At 37.7% G+C, this 17303-nt stretch carries 18 protein-coding genes; 12 read left to right on the top strand and 6 right to left on the bottom strand.

Features of this window, described 5'->3' with window-relative positions; all coding sequences use genetic code 11:
* The first annotated feature begins 11 nt into the window (after window positions 1-11).
* From CQZ96_RS01070 to trpB, 5 genes are all read left to right on the top strand, one after another.
* A complete protein-coding gene (locus tag CQZ96_RS01070; protein WP_004822235.1) occupies window positions 12-317 on the top strand; it encodes a YcgL domain-containing protein in 306 nt (101 codons plus the stop codon).
* The gene (locus CQZ96_RS01075; protein ID WP_016539240.1) at window positions 310-723 is read left to right on the top strand and encodes a hypothetical protein; all 414 of its coding nucleotides are present in this window, start codon (window positions 310-312) and stop codon (window positions 721-723) included. Before CQZ96_RS01070 ends, CQZ96_RS01075 begins: the two co-directional genes overlap by 8 nt.
* A 20-nt stretch (window positions 724-743) precedes the next feature.
* On the top strand, window positions 744-1595 hold the full coding sequence (locus CQZ96_RS01080) for an AAA family ATPase (protein WP_004719598.1): 852 nt from the start codon (window positions 744-746) through the stop codon (window positions 1593-1595).
* A gap of 15 nt (window positions 1596-1610) precedes the next feature.
* A complete protein-coding gene (locus CQZ96_RS01085) occupies window positions 1611-2798 on the top strand; it encodes a vWA domain-containing protein (RefSeq protein WP_105712437.1) in 1188 nt (395 codons plus the stop codon).
* Window positions 2799-2921: 123 nt separating this feature from the next.
* The gene (gene trpB / locus CQZ96_RS01090) at window positions 2922-4130 is read left to right on the top strand and encodes a tryptophan synthase subunit beta (protein ID WP_105712438.1); all 1209 of its coding nucleotides are present in this window, start codon (window positions 2922-2924) and stop codon (window positions 4128-4130) included.
* A gap of 258 nt (window positions 4131-4388) precedes the next feature.
* On the opposite strand, the gene CQZ96_RS01095 is transcribed toward trpB, so the two are convergent.
* The 3 genes from CQZ96_RS01095 to CQZ96_RS01105 all read right to left on the bottom strand — a co-directional run bounded on the left by CQZ96_RS01095 (window position 4389) and on the right by CQZ96_RS01105 (window position 5759).
* Entirely contained in the window at window positions 4389-4820 is a 432-nt protein-coding gene (locus CQZ96_RS01095; protein WP_004822228.1) for a CBS domain-containing protein, read from the bottom strand.
* A gap of 147 nt (window positions 4821-4967) precedes the next feature.
* Window positions 4968-5345, bottom strand: a complete 378-nt coding sequence (locus tag CQZ96_RS01100) for a DUF2750 domain-containing protein (RefSeq protein WP_004719606.1) — start codon at window positions 5343-5345, stop codon at window positions 4968-4970.
* Window positions 5346-5525: 180 nt separating this feature from the next.
* Window positions 5526-5759, bottom strand: a complete 234-nt coding sequence (locus CQZ96_RS01105; protein ID WP_004719607.1) for a hypothetical protein — start codon at window positions 5757-5759, stop codon at window positions 5526-5528.
* 222 nt (window positions 5760-5981) lie between these two features.
* Here CQZ96_RS01105 and CQZ96_RS01110 point away from each other — a divergent pair, with 222 nt between their 5' ends.
* Together CQZ96_RS01110 and CQZ96_RS01115 are read left to right on the top strand one after the other, a co-directional pair.
* Entirely contained in the window at window positions 5982-6338 is a 357-nt protein-coding gene (locus CQZ96_RS01110; protein WP_105712439.1) for a hypothetical protein, read from the top strand.
* 264 nt (window positions 6339-6602) lie between these two features.
* Window positions 6603-6929 carry a hypothetical protein gene (locus tag CQZ96_RS01115; protein ID WP_056511806.1) on the top strand — a complete coding sequence of 109 codons (327 nt, stop codon included), beginning with the start codon at window positions 6603-6605 and terminating at the stop codon, window positions 6927-6929.
* A 10-nt stretch (window positions 6930-6939) separates the two neighbouring features.
* Here the strand turns inward: CQZ96_RS01115 and CQZ96_RS01120 are convergent, their stop codons facing one another.
* Window positions 6940-8550: a M16 family metallopeptidase gene (locus CQZ96_RS01120; RefSeq protein WP_105712440.1), complete on the bottom strand. Its 1611-nt coding sequence runs from the start codon at window positions 8548-8550 to the stop codon at window positions 6940-6942.
* A gap of 13 nt (window positions 8551-8563) precedes the next feature.
* Window positions 8564-9958 (bottom strand): M16 family metallopeptidase, encoded by a 1395-nt coding sequence (locus CQZ96_RS01125; RefSeq protein ID WP_056511802.1) that lies wholly within the window; start codon window positions 9956-9958, stop codon window positions 8564-8566.
* Between the two features lie 176 nt (window positions 9959-10134).
* Between CQZ96_RS01125 and ftsY the strand changes: the two genes are divergently transcribed.
* The 5 genes from ftsY to CQZ96_RS01150 all read left to right on the top strand — a co-directional run bounded on the left by ftsY (window position 10135) and on the right by CQZ96_RS01150 (window position 16737).
* A complete protein-coding gene (ftsY, locus tag CQZ96_RS01130; protein WP_004719613.1) occupies window positions 10135-11241 on the top strand; it encodes a signal recognition particle-docking protein FtsY in 1107 nt (368 codons plus the stop codon).
* A 474-nt stretch (window positions 11242-11715) separates the two neighbouring features.
* Window positions 11716-12309 (top strand): nitroreductase family protein, encoded by a 594-nt coding sequence (locus CQZ96_RS01135; protein WP_004719619.1) that lies wholly within the window; start codon window positions 11716-11718, stop codon window positions 12307-12309.
* A 637-nt stretch (window positions 12310-12946) separates the two neighbouring features.
* Window positions 12947-15109, top strand: coding sequence for a malate synthase G (locus CQZ96_RS01140; protein ID WP_105712441.1), 2163 nt, complete (start codon window positions 12947-12949; stop codon window positions 15107-15109).
* Between the two features lie 190 nt (window positions 15110-15299).
* Complete coding sequence (locus CQZ96_RS01145) at window positions 15300-15920, top strand: 2OG-Fe(II) oxygenase (RefSeq protein WP_004719624.1); 621 nt, start codon at window positions 15300-15302, stop codon at window positions 15918-15920.
* A gap of 145 nt (window positions 15921-16065) precedes the next feature.
* Window positions 16066-16737: an SOS response-associated peptidase gene (locus CQZ96_RS01150; protein ID WP_105712442.1), complete on the top strand. Its 672-nt coding sequence runs from the start codon at window positions 16066-16068 to the stop codon at window positions 16735-16737.
* A gap of 3 nt (window positions 16738-16740) precedes the next feature.
* On the opposite strand, the gene CQZ96_RS01155 is transcribed toward CQZ96_RS01150, so the two are convergent.
* Entirely contained in the window at window positions 16741-17205 is a 465-nt protein-coding gene (locus CQZ96_RS01155) for a MarR family winged helix-turn-helix transcriptional regulator (RefSeq protein WP_004719627.1), read from the bottom strand.
* Between the last annotated feature and the right edge of the window lie 98 nt (window positions 17206-17303).

The raw sequence follows: 17303 nt of genomic DNA on the forward strand, positions 1-17303 counted from the left end.
TGTTGTTTAAAATGCATTGTGATATTTATAAATCGAGCAAAAAAGATGAAATGTATCTTTATGTGGCTCGCCCAAATCATCCAAATACAGACGAAAGTGCAGATCCCTTAGCGGCTCTTTCTGAGCCACTACGTGTTGCCTTTGGTCGTGCAACGCATGTAATGCATCTTGAACTGAGCGAAGCTCGACCTTTGGCACGTGTAAATGTGTTACATGTAATCGATTCACTCAATACAAAAGGCTTCTTTATTCAAATGCCGCCAGAAGGTTTAATTAACCCAAATGCGGTTGAACCAGAGGGATTACGTGGTGCTTGATCAGTTATCAGGAATATGGGCAAATTTTTTAGATCTATTTGATGCTATCCCAGAAGATAATATCGCAATAACCGTCTATATTCTTGGGACGCTGTTGATTTTATGGTGCTGGTATTCGATTTCAAAACGATTGCCATCGCCACTTGGCGGTATTACATGGATCATTGTATTTGCCGTTCTTGCAACCCCGACCATTTCTGAAGGACCAAACTCAGCGATTGCGCCAGCAATATTTGGACTGTTATTTGGTATTCTTACCAAGGATTCACCATTGATTTGGTCAAATCTTGCCTTAATTACATTTGTCATGGGTATTGGTTTAGTCATTGGATTTTTTTGGTCTAAATACAAAACCACGAAAAATACCCAAGCAAGCGCTGTAGCAAAAAATATTTCACCACTTTAAATAAAAAATAAAGGTAAGTTATGTCTGTCGATTCTCAACAATTCACAGGTACTGAACAGTATATCGCAACGGATAGTTTAAAACTGGCTGTAAAAGCAGCTCGAGCATTGCAAAAGCCATTATTGGTGAAAGGCGAACCTGGTACAGGTAAAACCTTATTGGCTGAACAAGTTGCTGAGAGTCTAGGTCTTAAATTAATTACTTGGCACATTAAATCTACAACCAAAGCACAGCAAGGTTTGTATGAATATGATGCAGTTTCTCGTTTACGTGATAGCCAGTTGGGTGATGACCGTGTTTACGATATTAAAAACTACATCAAACCAGGTAAGTTGTGGGATGCATTTACCAGCGAAGAACGCTGTGTATTGTTGATTGATGAAATAGACAAAGCAGATATTGAATTCCCAAATGACTTGCTACATGAATTAGACAAAATGTCATTTTTTGTCTATGAAACAGGCGAAACCATTACTGCAACCCAACGTCCAATCGTAATCATTACCTCAAATAATGAAAAAGAACTGCCAGACGCATTTTTACGTCGTTGTTTTTTCCATTATATTGAATTTCCTGATGAAGCAACGATGCGTGAAATTATCGCAGTTCATTTTCCGAATATCTCTGGAACACTGGTTTCAGAAGCATTACAAGTCTTCTTTAAATTACGCCAAGTGCCTGGCTTAAAAAAACCACCTTCAACATCTGAATTGATTGACTGGTTAAGCTTGTTAATGGCAGATGATATGCCTGAAGATATTTTGCGTAATCATGATAAATCAAAAGCGATTCCACCTTTATATGGTGCATTGATTAAAAATGAGCAAGATGTACAGTTGCTTGAACGCTTAGCCTTTATGTCACGTCGTTAATGAGGAGATCGCAACATGTTTGTGCGATTATTTTATACCCTCAGAAAATATGGTGTTCCAGTTTCAACACGAGAACTCATTGATCTCAACCAAGCAATTAGTGAAGGCTTGGTTTTTGCCGATCAAGATGATTTTTATCAATTAGTAAAGACAGTCATGGTCAAAGATGAACGCTTCTTTGACAAATTTGACCGTGCCATGAAAGATTATTTTGAAGGTATCCATACTTTTGATATCGATGATCTGCTCAGCAAAGTTCGAAAACTTCCCAAAGACTGGTTTGATTTAGAGTTACTTGAAAAACATCTCACACCTGAACAGCGTGCTGAATTGCTGAAAGCAGGTTCGCTTGAAGAACTGATGAAGATGTTGGAAGAACGCTTGCGTGAACAACATAAAAAACATCAAGGTGGCAACCGTATGGTTGGCACAGGTGGAACTTCACCTTTTGGTGCTTTTGGTGACCATCCTGAAGGCGTGAGAATTGGTGGCCCGAGCCGTAAAAATTCAGCAGTAAAAGTTTGGGAACAGCGTAAATATCAAAATTTAGATGATGAACAAATTTTAGGTACTCGACAAATGCAAATGGCTTTACGTCGATTACGTAAGTTTGCTCGTCAAGGCGCTGCAGAAGAATTAGACATTAACAGCACCATTTATGAAACTGCCAAACAGGGCATTTTAGATGTACAAATGGTGCCTGAACGGCGTAACCGAATTAAAGTTTTGATGTTGTTTGATGTGGGGGGATCGATGGATTCACACATTGCACAATGTGAAAAATTGTTTAGTGCGGCAAAAACTGAATTTAAAACCTTAGAATATTTTTATTTCCATAACTGTCTATATGACTATGTGTGGAAAGATAATCATCGTCGTTCTTCTACCCGAATGAATACATGGGATTTATTCAATACCTATGGTAAAGACTATCGTGTAATTGTGGTGGGTGATGCAAGTATGGCACCTTATGAGCTGAAATCGGTCGGTGGTTCTGTTGAATATATGAATGATGAAGCAGGAGACGTATGGTTACGCCGCTTGCGCAATCATTTTGAAAAAACAGCATGGTTAAATCCAGAAGAGCAAGGTTATTGGCATTACACGCAAACCATCGCATTAATTAAACAATTATTCGACGATCATATGTTTCCAATGACCCTTAAAGGCATTGAGGATATGACGAAATATTTGTCACGGTAAATTAGGGTCTGTTGATATTTTATAAATGGTTTGCAGTGTAGGCTAAAATTGTCAATAAACCCTATTCTCAAGCAAAGTTGTTATTCATAAATTCAACGGCTGATTTATTAAATAGGGAAAGAAATGGATCATCAAATAAATGGTATTGCATTACCAAATGAACAAGGCTTTTTTGGTGAATATGGTGGTCAATTTATTCCACCTCATTTAAAAGAAGCAATGGATGAAATCAATGTCGCATATGAGGAAATTCGTAAAACGCCTGAATTTCAAAATGAATTGGCTGATTTATTTGCCAATTATGTAGGTCGCCCTAGTCCTTTATTTCATGCAAGACGTCTTTCTGATCAATTGGGTGGTGCACAAATCTATTTAAAGCGTGAAGATTTAAATCATACAGGCGCACATAAAATTAACCATTGTTTGGGCGAAGCTTTGCTTGCTAAATATATGGGTAAAACCAAAGTAATTGCAGAAACAGGTGCTGGTCAACATGGCGTTGCACTTGCAACCGCATGTGCTTTGGTTGGTATTCCATGTGAAATTCATATGGGACAGGTGGACATTGAGAAAGAACATCCCAATGTCGTGAAAATGAAGATTTTGGGTGCAAAACTGGTTTCAGTCACTCAAGGTACTGCAACACTGAAAGATGCTGTAGATAGCGCATTTGAAGAGTATTTGAAAGACCCTAAAAACTTTATTTATGCGATTGGTTCTGTGGTTGGACCGCATCCTTTCCCAAAAATGGTACGTGATTTCCAATCTATTATTGGCAATGAAATTAAAGTTCAAACCCAAGATCGCTTTGGCGCACAACCTGATTATGTGGTTGCGTGTGTAGGCGGTGGCTCAAATGCAATTGGCGCATTCACGGCATTTTTAAATGATGTAGAGGTTAAACTGGTTGGTGTGGAACCTGCAGGTCATGGTTTAGATACTCAACAGCATTCAGCAACATTGACTTTAGGTAAACCAAGTCAGATTCATGGTATGGCTTGTTATGTACTAGAAGATGAACAGGGCGCACCATTGCCTGTGCACTCGATTGCATCTGGTTTGGATTATCCGGGTGTAGGCCCTCAACATAGTTTCTTAAAAGATTTAGGCCGTGTGGAATATTCTACAGTAACTGATCAAGAGTGTTTAGATGCGTTTATGACCCTTTCACGCGTAGAAGGAATTGTTCCTGCATTGGAAAGCTCTCATGCTGTGGCGTGGGCAATTCGTGAAGCGCCTAAATTAGCGAAAGAAATCAAAATTGTTGTAAACCTTTCAGGGCGTGGTGATAAAGATGCCGACTATGTTGCTGAGAAGCTAAACCTAAACTGATGATTAAAAATTGATTGATCTAAAAACCTAGCTTTGGCTAGGTTTTTATGTTTTCGTTAAATTTGAAATTCAGCCTTAGTTTTTATTTAATGAACTCGATTGTTTATCCCCGTGATAAATGAAGATATGCAACTCAAAGCAGGTGATTATTTCTATTATCTTGAAATTTAAAATGGTTTTACATGCAAGCTGAGCTGCCAATTTTCTATACACAATAAAAAACCCTCCACATGGAGGGTTATATTTTTATAATGTCACTTAACCTGAAATATATTGTCTTAACTGTTCAATCAATTTTCGTTGATCTTCCATCGTAGCTTTGACTAAATCGCCAATAGAAACAAATCCAACCAGTGTTTCACCTTCAATCACAGGTAAATGGCGTAGGTGTCCGTCAGTCATTAAATTTAAACATTCTTCAACCGTATGGCCACGTGTCACAGAAATCACTCTAGACGTCATAATTTCAGCGACCGTTGTATGGTCAGAGGTACGCTGCATAAGCGCAATTTTACGCGTATAGTCGCGTTCTGAGAGGATTCCGACGACCTTTGTATCTTGAGTGACAACCACAGCACCAATACCTTTGTTTGCCATAAGTGTAATGGCTTCTAATACTGTGGCAGAGGGTGAAATCGTATAAATTTCACGACCAATCTTATCTTGGATTACTTGTGCTACTGTCGTCATAATTATTCTTCCTTTTCTAGGGTGCTTACCAATCTGCACACCTTTAACTTAACTGTATTTTTTAACTTTGCAAATACTTTGCAGTCATAAAAATATAAAGTTTATTTTTTACAACAATTTTAAACCACTAAAAATATATCTTCGCCTTTAAGCCGGTTGAAATTGAACATGACTATGGAAAAAGAAATGTTCCATTTGAGAGGTTGAGAGTTTAAATTTTCGAGATGAGGAATTAAACAATGCAGGCATGATATTGAGCCGTGTCAACGTAGGTAACAGCGATTCTCTAAAATCTTTAGGTGTTATTCTGCGAGGGGTGTAGTGAGGCCAATGAATCTTTGCATACTGATGGGCTTGAACAGCGTTTAGCCAAAAAGGAAAATAAACTTCATTTGAACCAGACTTCATTGCCCAGCCATCATGGTAAAGTCCCCAAAGTACACCACAATACATGAGTGATTTTAAAATAGAAATTTTAATAAACAATTCATTCGAAATGGGCTGAAGATGAATATACTTTTTCATAATTAACAATCTTATTTAGTACATTGCCTATTGTAGTTGAAATTCTTATAAGAACTGTTGGTGCTTTATGCTCAATCGTAAGCATTTATTAAAACAATAAAAAATGTATTGAAAGCGTAATGATTTATTAAAAAATGAAAAGGATAGGGGTTAAAAAAACGCCACCTAGGTGACGTTTTATTATGCTTGCATGGTTGCCATCTTTTGCCAATATTGGGCTTTTAGAGAATCACGTTCAACGCGGAAACCTTGGTAGTAAAGTTCTGCAAGAAACATTGCTGCTTTACCATGACCAGCTTTCGCCGCATCTTCTAATGCTTTTACCGCTTCTACAAAGTTCATTTCACACTGGATTGTATTTACAGCATCTGCATAAACATGTTCTAAGTCTTGGTGAGAGATTTGATGAATCATATATAACTCCTTATTGTAATTATGATCTTTTAACATAGCTCCCCAACGGAGCTTATACTTAACTAATCTAACTTAACTTTATTAAACTAATATTACAATTAGCCTTGTTTGTCAAGCGATTTGAAATCTATGCTTGACGAAGATAAGATTACATGATTAAACATTAATCAGAAATAATATTTATTAAAATCAATATGAGAATTAAGACAAAGGGAGAGCAAAATGACAAACACTATAGATGGCTTTATTTTTGATGTACCCGCTGCTGAGACTCAGATCGTTGAATTAGCTCAGTATCACCGTAAACAACTGGATGAGGCAATTTATCATCAAGAAATCCATCTTGGAGATTATTGTTTAGCCCAGCGTAAACGCGTGTACGATTATACCCGAAACTTAAATCCAGTGCAAAAAGCAGGCTTTTACCGAATCTATGATGGTGAATTAAGGCGTCTTGCTGATGATGATGATTTGCATCCTGCGCATGCAGAGGGTGGAGTGAGTATCTTTGCTGTCAGTATTGCATTGGCAATTATTGCGATCATTTTGTATTTTGCATTTTTGAGAGCAATTATTTAATCATGCAATTTATGCGTTAAGCGCTATTGTTCTCTAAACATTCATAAAGCTCTCGTCTTTTATTAGAGGAGAGCTTTCATTTTGTCGATAAATTATTTTTGCTGTTGCAGAGTTTGTCTGTTACGGTTTGCTTGGCATATTTCCTCAAGATATCAATGATGATTGAAGATGGCTGTATACTTGAGAATACAGATAAAATGTAGTTTAGAAAGCGCTATATTTTTATGATCAGAGTGATAAACTATCCATAATTAGAGGTAGTTCATGCGTAAATTCAAAGATTATTTTCAAAAATTGTATAGTTCTTTTCCTGTGGAAAATATCTTGAATTCCCTTGTGGTGATCATCAGTGCAAGTACGGTCTTTCTCGCAATATTGGCTTTAACACGGCCAATTAATCCAGATCAATACAAATATGTGGTGCAATATTCACAACAAGCAGCCAATCCTAAGACGCAAAAGATTGCCCATCAATTGCGCAGCCAAGATCGTATTTATGTGGTTGAATATTTACGCCTACTACGTGCCTATCATTTTGAAAACCAACAGGTAAAACGATATCCTGCGGTGGATAGTAAAGATCCACAATAACTGGCAATACTCATTTGGCTGGTTCCGCTTGCCGGCGAATTGTTTTTTGAATGATCAATGTCGGGACATCTGGCATGGCTTGCGTATCCACTTGCTTGTTTTGATTTGTACTGGATTGATCTGGGGTGGCTAAATCAGCACTTAACATGTCTTTTAATTCATTCTGATCCAGTGTTGGTGCAACAACAACCAAGGTGAGACGGTCTGCACGAAGATGTTTTTGAATCGCTTTTTGAACTTGTTTGGTGGTGACTTGGCTCAATTGCTTTTGATATTGGGTCAAATAATCCACAGGAAGTTGATAAAAACCAATCGATGCGATTTGTGCATTGATATTGGCATTGGAACTAAAGGTCATTGGGAAAGAACGTAACATGCCTTCTTTGGTTTCTTCGAGCTGTTTTCTTTGGATTGGATTTTTTACAAAATCACGTAAGGCTTGATGTGCAACTTTGATACTGTCCATCAATTGATTTTGTTCAGTGGAATAACTCAAACTGAAAAAACCCTGAGCCAATGTGGAGGTCAAATTACTATAGGCTCCATAGGTATAACCCCGTTTAACCCGAAGTTCTTTCATTAAAATTGAATTAAATCCGCTTCCGCCAAACATTTGATTGGCAACCTCTAATGCAACACGATCAGGATCACTGCGTTGAATAGCCAAGTGTCCCAACATCACATTGGCTTGAGTTGAGTTAAATGGGATGTAATGGATATTAAAATCACTTTGATCTTGTGGTTCAGGAAGTGCTTGTGCAGCTTCACCTTGGGTTAGATTTTGACTGATTAAATTGGCCAGTTGGGTTGCATCGGCTGAAGTTAAATTACCAGTAATCGCAATATTCATGTTTTGGGCAACAAGCAGTTTTTGTCTATAAGCCCTAAGTAGTTCTGGGGTAATTTTTTTAAGGCTCCCATTGGTTCCCACAGTGGGTTCGGCATAAGGATGTTGTCCATATAACGCACGATAAAAGCGAATATTCATAATCCGACTTGGATTTTCTTGGATTTGCTTCTGCCCAACCTTGGTATTATTTAGCACAAGATTTAAACCCGATGGATTAAATTGTGCATGATTCAGCACATGCAACATGGTATTGATAGCAGGGTTTAATTTTTCAGGATCTGACAAGACCCGGAGTCGGACGACAAACATATCACGGTACGCGGTAACGCTAAATTGAGCGCCTAATCCTTCAAATGTGGACGCGATTTCTTTTGCTGTGTATTGATCTGTGCCTTCAGTGATCAGCTTGGCTGCCATATTTGCCATACCATACAGACCTTTTCCTAGTGCTTCATCCTGTGACGAACCTGCATTAAAGGTGAGTTGAATATCCACAATAGGTAGGTCGGTGGCTGAAACAAACAGTGTTCTGACTTTTTGGTTGTTGGAGAGGTCTTGAACAAAGGGCGCTTGGTACTGTTGATGTTTATCAAGATTTTTTAAGCTTTGTAAAGTCGAATTTGCCTTAAGTGCGGAATCATCTATAACCGCATCGGTTTCATCATGATTGTCTAACTCAACCTCTGCATGGTTAAGGGGGGAGTAGAGTAAGCTGATGAACACAAACAAGGGTATTTTTATCGAATAGGTCGAGAATGGATTAAAATTCATGAGAGATCCTTTTTTATTCTTTTGTACTTTCAGGCATTAAATACAAACTACTCAGATTGGCTTTGACAAAATAAATATTGGCAATTCGTTGTAAATCTTGTGGCGTCACTTTGTCATAATGTTTGGGTAATTCATCCATTAAACGAAAACTTAGGCCGTTTACTTCCAAATTCCCAATCATATTGGCTTGTCCACCAATATCATCCTGACTATAGATTAAATTTGAAACGAAGTTGTTTTTGACACGATCGAGTTCAGCTTGATTGACTAATTCTGTTTTAAATAAATTCATCTCTTTTTCAATCGCTTTTTGTGCCTCATCCAGAGAAACATCATCACTTGGGATCGCGGAAATCATAAATAAACTGTCGCCACGATTATAGGGGTCATAACTGACACTGATTGCGGTCAGCACTTTTTTATCTCGAATCAGACGGTCTTGTAAGCGTGCGGAGATACCGCCATCCAGTAAGGACTGGATAATGGTCAGTGCGTAGGCATCTTGTGGGTTTTTTGCTGTAGCAATGGATTTGACATTCCAAGCCATAAACAAGTTGGGGACTTGTACTGGCAACTGCACTTCCATATGCCGATAACCCATTCGATCAAACTCTAAAACATCATTACGGTCAGGAAGCTCCTTTTTGGGAATTGCCGCAAAATATTTTTCAACCTGTTTAAGTGCCTGTTCTGCATTGACATCTCCCACAATTACCAAGGTCGCATTATTGGGGGTGTACCAAGTTTGATACCAATGTTTAAGATCATCCAGACGAATATTCTGTAGGTTTTTCATAAAGCCAATCACCGGTTGACGATGGTGACTGGTTGGATAGGCGATCCATTTAAAACGTTCGTAGGCTAGATTTCGTGGATTATCATCTGTCCGTTGTCGTCTTTCCTCCATAACCACTTTGATTTCAGGATCAAAGTCTTGTTGTTTGAGGACCAGATTTGTCATACGGTCTGCTTCAAGTTCCAAAGCCAATGGAAAATACTTCTTGGGGTAAAGCTGATAATAGTTGGTGTAATTTGTATATGTGGCAGCGTTGGTGCGGCCACCATAAATTCGACTCAAACGTGCAAACTCATCATCAGGAACTTTTTTGGTTCCTTTAAACATCATATGTTCAAGCACATGCGAAATACCTAGTACATTACCTGACTCATCACTACTTCCCACGCCGTACCAGATTTGGGTCATAACAATTGGTGAACGATGATCTTCACGGATAATCACTTTTAAACCATTTTTCAGTGTGGTTTCAAAGGTGGTCCTAGAAAGTTGGCTTTGAGGTGCTGCCTGAAGTTGCGTATTTACCGTGTTAAAAGATAAAAATAAAAGTGGCGCAAGGATAACTTTGGATTGTCTAAGAAGATTTAAGAATTTAGATTTCAGAATATACACAGATAACCCAAAAATTTATTTTAAATTTAGAACTATTCTTAAAAAATTAATGATTTAAAGCAAGGCTGGAATGTTGCATTTTGGTTTGCTTGTTTTATCGCTGCTTTAACGCTAAAAATGATGCAATCTATGCTAAACTCATTCTTTTTTAACGCTATGCTTTTCAAGGAATCGGCATGCAAGAACAGCAAAATAAATTCTTGATTGATGCGGATATCGGGGATGACGATGTCACATTACCTAGTTTACCAGCCGTCAATGTGCCTATTATTGAAAATAATGTAGAAACACCTAAAACGGAACCTGTTCAAACTGAGAGCCAAGACGCACAGATTGAATCGGCAGATGAAAAATCTAAAGGTGGCTTTTTTAGCCGCATGAAAGAAGGTTTGACCAAATCGCGTAAAAGCCTTGCCGATGGTATGGTCAATATCCTGATTGGTGGTAAAGAAATTGATGATGAGTTGCTCGAAGAAGTAGAAGAGCAACTTTTGGTTGCTGATATCGGGGTAGAGGCGACTAAAACCATTATTGCGAATTTGACTGAGCGTACAGAACGTGGTGATTTGATTTACTCACATTCATTGTATAAAGCGCTACAAGAAGAGCTGGTTGCTTTACTTGCACCTCGGGTAAAACCATTGCATATCGATCCCAATAAAAATCCATTTGTGATTTTGGTGGTGGGGGTAAATGGTGTGGGTAAAACCACCACGATTGGTAAATTAGCCAAACGTTTACAAGGTGAAGGTAAGAAAGTCATGCTTGCAGCAGGAGATACCTTCCGTGCAGCGGCAACTGAACAACTTCAAATCTGGGGTGAACGTAACAATATTGCTGTCGTGGCTCAAGGTCATGGTGCAGATAGTGCTTCAGTCATTTTTGATGCCTTTGAAAGTGCACGTGCCAAAGGTGTGGACGTTTTAATTGCTGATACAGCAGGGCGTTTGCATAACAAAAGTAACTTAATGTCTGAGTTGACTAAAGTAAAACGTGTGATGCAAAAAATTGATGCAACTGCGCCACATGAAGTGATGTTGGTGGTGGATGCTGGTACTGGTCAAAACGCGATTAACCAAGTTGAAATGTTTGACGAAGCTGTAGGCTTAACAGGTTTAACCATTACCAAATTAGATGGAACGGCAAAGGGTGGTGTGTTGTTTAATATTGCCAGTCGTACTCATGTACCAATTCGATATATTGGTGTGGGTGAGAAGATTGATGATTTACGTCCATTCTCTGCAAAATCATTTGTTGCCGCACTGTTTGAAACAGATAAGTAATTTAGATAACTATTTATCTTAAATGAGACTCCGCTTTATGCGGAGTTTTTTATTTTCTAAGATTGGGGTTAATGGTGGTATGTTATTGAAAGAAGACATCATAAGAATGTCATCAAGTTGTACTTTAATGCGATGTCTAGAATCATCTGTCCAGATTTGCAATATTTTTACCACAAAACAAGCAATGAAAAGTATATAGGATATTTGCCATATTCTTATTGTTGTAAAGCTCAAAGCAATAGGCTGAGTTTAATGGTAAATTTTAATTGAATTGTTTGATTAATAAATACTTTAATTGCAATTAAAAAGGGAACCACATAAACACGGTAGCATTTAAAAATTTCCAATTTCACATATTGTTCTAAATATAGAACACATTGTTATGTATATAAGCATGACGAAACTAAGAATGATGCAATACACTCAAACCATGTTAAATAACACGACCCATTTGGTCATAGAAGGATTAACACCATGTCATTTTTAAATCAAATCAAACAACGCCGTACAATTTATGCAATTGGTAGAGATTTAAGCTTAGACCAAGCGAAAATTGAAGAAATCATCAAAGATGCAATCAAGCATAGCCCATCTTCATTTAACTCACAGTCTTCTCGTGCTGTGATTTTATTTGGTGACTCACATGTTAAATTCTGGACAATCGTTTTAGAAACTTTACGTAAAATCGTTCCAGCTGAAGCATTTGAAGGAACTTCGGGTAAAATTAACAGCTTTATCGCTGGTGCTGGTTCAGTGTTGTTTTATGAAGATTTAAGTGTGATTAAAGCTTTACAAGAACAATTCCCATTATATGCAGACAATTTCCCAGTATGGTCTGAGCATTCAACAGGTATTGCACAATTTGCAACTTGGACTGCATTGGCTGAAGCGGGTATTGGTGCATCTTTACAACATTATAATCCAATCGTAGATGAAGAAGTGGCGGCAACATTTGATGTACCTGCTGACTGGAAACTTCGCGCACAATTAGTATTTGGTTCAATCGAAGCACCAGCGGGCGAAAAAACATTTATTGATGATGCAACACGTTTTAAAACTTTTAACTAAGTGAAACATTTTGTTTTAAGCTGAGGTCTATTGCTTATTTAGCTTAGACCTTGCTATTCCAGAAACCTGTTTAGAATGTAAATTTTAAACAGGTTTTTTATGTGCAGTGCGTTATCCCTGCTTGTCGCCAGACAATAGGTAGAAGCCTATGATTAAATAATCTAAAAAAGCATAAGTGGTTTAAAAAAAATTATGCGATTCCATCTTGTTGCTAAAGATTCTAATCATCTAAATTGAAACAATAAGATCAGGTTTGAACAAACAGAAAAAAATATAAGTGAATCGAACAATTCTTTACACAGAATTATGGATTGGTTTTATCGACATTTAGCGCTATTCATGGCTTAATCTTTGCTCAAGGAATAAAAGTGTATAAAAAAATGGGGAAATTAGGGTTGATTCAGCACTTTGGTCTAATTTAGACATTTTAAAAAATTTATACACTGTTAAAAAGCGATTTAGTTGATGATTTAGTTGATGGTGTTGCTGTATTTTTGATCGTTATTTTTTAAGTTAATGTCGCTATTTTTTTAATTAAAATGATCACTATTTAGCAATGTGATAGTACTATTCAGCATGGTTTAAATCGGTATACTAGAAACTCTTGTTATAAAAAGTAGCAATATCAGGAAAGACAATGACTGCACGTATTCAAAAAGGCAAGTTAGCGATTGCTAAAGAACTTTACGATTTCATCGAAAATGAAGCACTACCAGGTTCTGGTTTAGATAGTGAAACATACTGGAAAAACTTTGAGCAAGTTGTTGTCGATCTTAGCCCTAAGAATAAGGCGCTTTTAGCGAAGCGTGACGAGATTCAGGCTAAAATTGATGAATGGCACCGCAACAATAAATTTGAACTTCAAGCTTATAAAGCTTTCCTTAAAGAAATTGGCTACTTATTACCAGAAGTAGAAGATTTTCAAATCAGTACAGAAAATGTAGATGAAGAAATCGCATTATTGGCTGGTTCGCAATTGGTGGTACCTGTGCGTAATGCACGTTATTGCTTAAATGCGGCAAATGCACGTTGGGGTTCTTTATACGATGCGCTTTACGGTTTTGACGTGATCTCTGAAGAAGGTGGCGCGGAAAAAGGTAAAGGCTATAACCCAGTTCGTGGCGATAAAGTTATCGCATTTGCTAAGAATTTCTTAAATGAAACATTCCCATTGGCAAAGGGTTCACATACAGATGCAACAAAATATGCTGTTGAAGGCAAAAAACTTGTTGTAACCCTTAAAGATGGTTCAACCTCGACTTTGGCGAAAGAATCACAATTTGTCGGTTTTAATGGCGACGAATCTGCACCCGTTGAAATTGTACTTTTAAATAACGGCTTACATGTTGTTATTGAAATTGATGCAAATAGCCCAGTGGGTAAAACTGATGCGGCTGGTGTTAAAGATCTTGTTTTAGAAGCGGCTGTTACTACGATTCAAGATTTAGAAGATTCGATTGCTGCTGTAGATGCAGAAGAGAAAGTAGAAGGCTACCGTAACTGGTTAGGTCTAATGAAAGGTACGCTTGAAGAATCAATTGAGAAGAACGGTAAAACCGTGACGCGTACATTGAATAAAGATCGTACACATAAGAACTTGATCGGTGGTGAAACAACACTTCATGGTCGTTCATTGATGCTTCTTCGTAACGTTGGTCATTTAATGACGAACCCTGCGATCCTTGTAGATGGTGCTGAAATCTACGAAGGTATTATGGATGCTTTAATTACACCATTATTGACTTTCGCAGACATCAAAGGTCAAAACGAAAACAAAAACTCGCGTAAAGGGTCAATGTATATCGTTAAACCAAAAATGCATGGTCCAGAAGAAGTTGCATTTGCTGTTGAATTGTTTGAACGTTCTGAACAAGCACTTGGCTTACCAGCTAAAACTTTGAAAATCGGGATTATGGATGAAGAACGCCGTACATCTGTAAACTTGAAAAACTGTATTGCACAAGCGAAAGACCGTACTATTTTCATCAATACTGGTTTCATGGACCGTACAGGTGATGAAATTCATACCTTTATGGAAGCAGGTCCTTTCGTTCGTAAAGGCGAAGTGAAAAGCCAAATTTGGTTCCCAGCTTATGAAAACCGTAATGTTATGGTCGGTCTACAAGCAGGTTTACGTGGCAAAGCGCAGATTGGTAAAGGCATGTGGCCTAAACCTGACATGCTTTTAGACATGTATAAAACCAAAATTGAACATCCTGAAGCAGGTGCGAGCTGTGCATGGGTTCCTTCACCATCAGGTGCTGTGATTCACGCGATTCATTATCATCAATGTAATGTTTCAGCACGCCAACAAGAGTTATTGAAAACTGAAGCGCTTCCGTTAGATGACTTGTTGACACCGCCTTTAGCGACAGATACAAACTGGACTGAAGAAGAGAAGACCAAAGAGCTTGAAAATAACCTTCAAGGTATCTTGGGTTATGTTGTTCGTTGGGTTGATTTAGGTGTGGGTTGTTCTAAAGTGCCAGACATTAACAATGTCGGTTTAATGGAAGACCGTGCAACGTTACGTATTTCTTCTCAACACGTTGCGAACTGGTTGCGTCATGGTATTGTGACTAAAGCGCAAGTTGAAGAAGTTATGCAGCGTATGGCGAAGATTGTTGATGAGCAAAATGCCAACGATCCTGAATATAGCAACATGGCGCCTGGTTTTGACGGTTATGCATATAAAGCTGCTTATGATTTAGTATTCAAAGGTGGTGAACAGCCGTCTGGTTATACTGAGCCATTATTGCATGCGTATCGCTTAAAGTTAAAAGGCTATACAGGCGATTAATTTTATCGTCTAATTTATCCTATTAGCTTATCAATAAAGCCTCTTCGGAGGCTTTATTCTTTTTATGGTTTATTTTAAATGTTGCTTTGCTTTCATATATAAAATTTGTAGACCCGACTTTGAGTTTTAAGCCAATAATATAAAATCTCTGATACAATTTAAGGGAATTAATCATTAAGCTGAATTATAAATGACATCAATTCTGAAATTAGATGCGCTGAAAAATGCTGAAGTTGCAAGTACGCCTTATCCGTATTTTGTGGTTGAAAATGCTTTGGCTGACAGTGAAGTCCAGGCAGTAATCCAAGACTTTCCTAAAATTGAACAGGGCGGAAGCTTTAACATCGAAGATGTAGAAATTAAGCCTAATTTTGATCGCTTTCTAAAATCATTGGATACACCAGAATTTCGTCAAATTTTAACAGATAAATTTGATGTCAATGTGATGGAACATCCGATGATGATTACTTTACGTGGCTACTCTCGTCAAAAAGATGGGCGGATTCATAGTGATTCAAAAAGCAAATTGTTGACGGTTTTGATCTATTTAAATGAATCTTGGGATGCACCAAATGGACGTTTACGTATCCTCAATGACGATAAAGACATCAATAACTATGTGACTGAAATCAATGCAGGACCAGGCTCACTGGTTGCATTTAAAGTGACTGACAATGGTTGGCATGGCTATATTCCTTATGAAGGGCAACGTCAATCTATTCAAATTAACTTTTTGACCAGCGAAAAAGCCAATGCAAAACATAAGTTTTTCCATGGTTTAAGTGCCAAGGTAAAAAAGATTTTTGGATAAAAGCAAAGAGGATAAATTTCGGTTTATCCTCAATTTAAATTGCGAGCTGTCTCAACTTTTTATCAATGTCTAAGGTTCTTATCAATGGATAGCGGCGATAGATAGATTCCACAATTATAAATTAATCATTTAAAATCTTATTATTATGTGTGCTAATTTTAAACCGATCAGCTTAATACAAGTTCAGCAGCTTGGCTTACCCGCGATACCTTTCTCGTATGAAGATGAAATATTTCCAAGCTTTCAAACGCCGTTGTTATTTAAATCTAATCAAGGGATTGAATGGCGTTTAGTCAACTTTGGTTTAGTGCCAAAATGGGCTGAGGATAAAGAAGCAGCAAAACATACTTATAATGCAAGAAATGAAACGCTGATGGAAAAGCGCAGTTTTGTAGAGGCTTTTAGCAAGTGCCAATTTGGCGTGATCCCCGTGACAGAGTTCTATGAATCCAAATACATCAAAGGCCGACCACAGCGTTGGGGGGTAAGGCGTAAAGATGGCCAAGCTTTTTATATTGCGGCATTGTATGAGATTACCCGATTAAAAACCGGTGAAGTTGTTCGTTCAGCTACCATGATCAGTATGGACGCCCACCCCCATCCGATGATGAGTGAATTCCATGAACCTCGAACAGATAAGCGTTCGGTGGTAGTCATTCCACATCATCGACTTGATGAGTGGTTGGGCTTACAACAGCCCAATATTTCGAGTTTTATTGAGGGTTTCCCCGTGGCGGAGTTTGAGTGTTTTTATTGCCCCAAAGTATCAAATAACAAAAACTCGCCACAGTTGAACATCTTTGATGAAGAATCTTAAGGATTAATGTGCAAGATTCTTAAAGATGATTTTTAAATTTTCCATGGTTTTTTCAATTTGTAGTGGTGTTAAACCGTCAAATGACTGTTCAAGTACAACACTCATTAAATCATTAATTTTTAGCGTCATTTGTTGACCAGCTTCTGTTAAATGTACCCGTGTAATACGTGCATCATGTTCACAAGAGTAGGTATCTACAAAGCCTTCCTCTTTTAAGCGATAAACAATTTTGGTTGTCGTCGACATTTTTGAAACGATCATTTCCGAAAGCTCAGAAACACTTGCATCTGGTTTGGCTTCTAAAGCAACTAATAATCGTCGTCTAGAATTGTCTACCCCATACTTTTTAAGTACGTGATCTAAATTTAAAACATACTGAGAATGAACTTGGCTGATCCAATAGTATGGGAAATTTTCGATATTAAAATTTTCAGCTGCAGGTAAAAATTTTGCATATTTTTTAGTCATTTAGAGGTCCCTGTTTTTTGTAATTATTGCCATATATTAAGCGGTAATCATATTTTACTTTGAATACTTGAATCAATATGTGATAGATCACTTAATGA

Origin of the sequence: Acinetobacter sp. MYb10, assembly GCF_002980175.2 — a bacterium.
Lineage (GTDB): Bacteria > Pseudomonadota > Gammaproteobacteria > Pseudomonadales > Moraxellaceae > Acinetobacter > Acinetobacter guillouiae.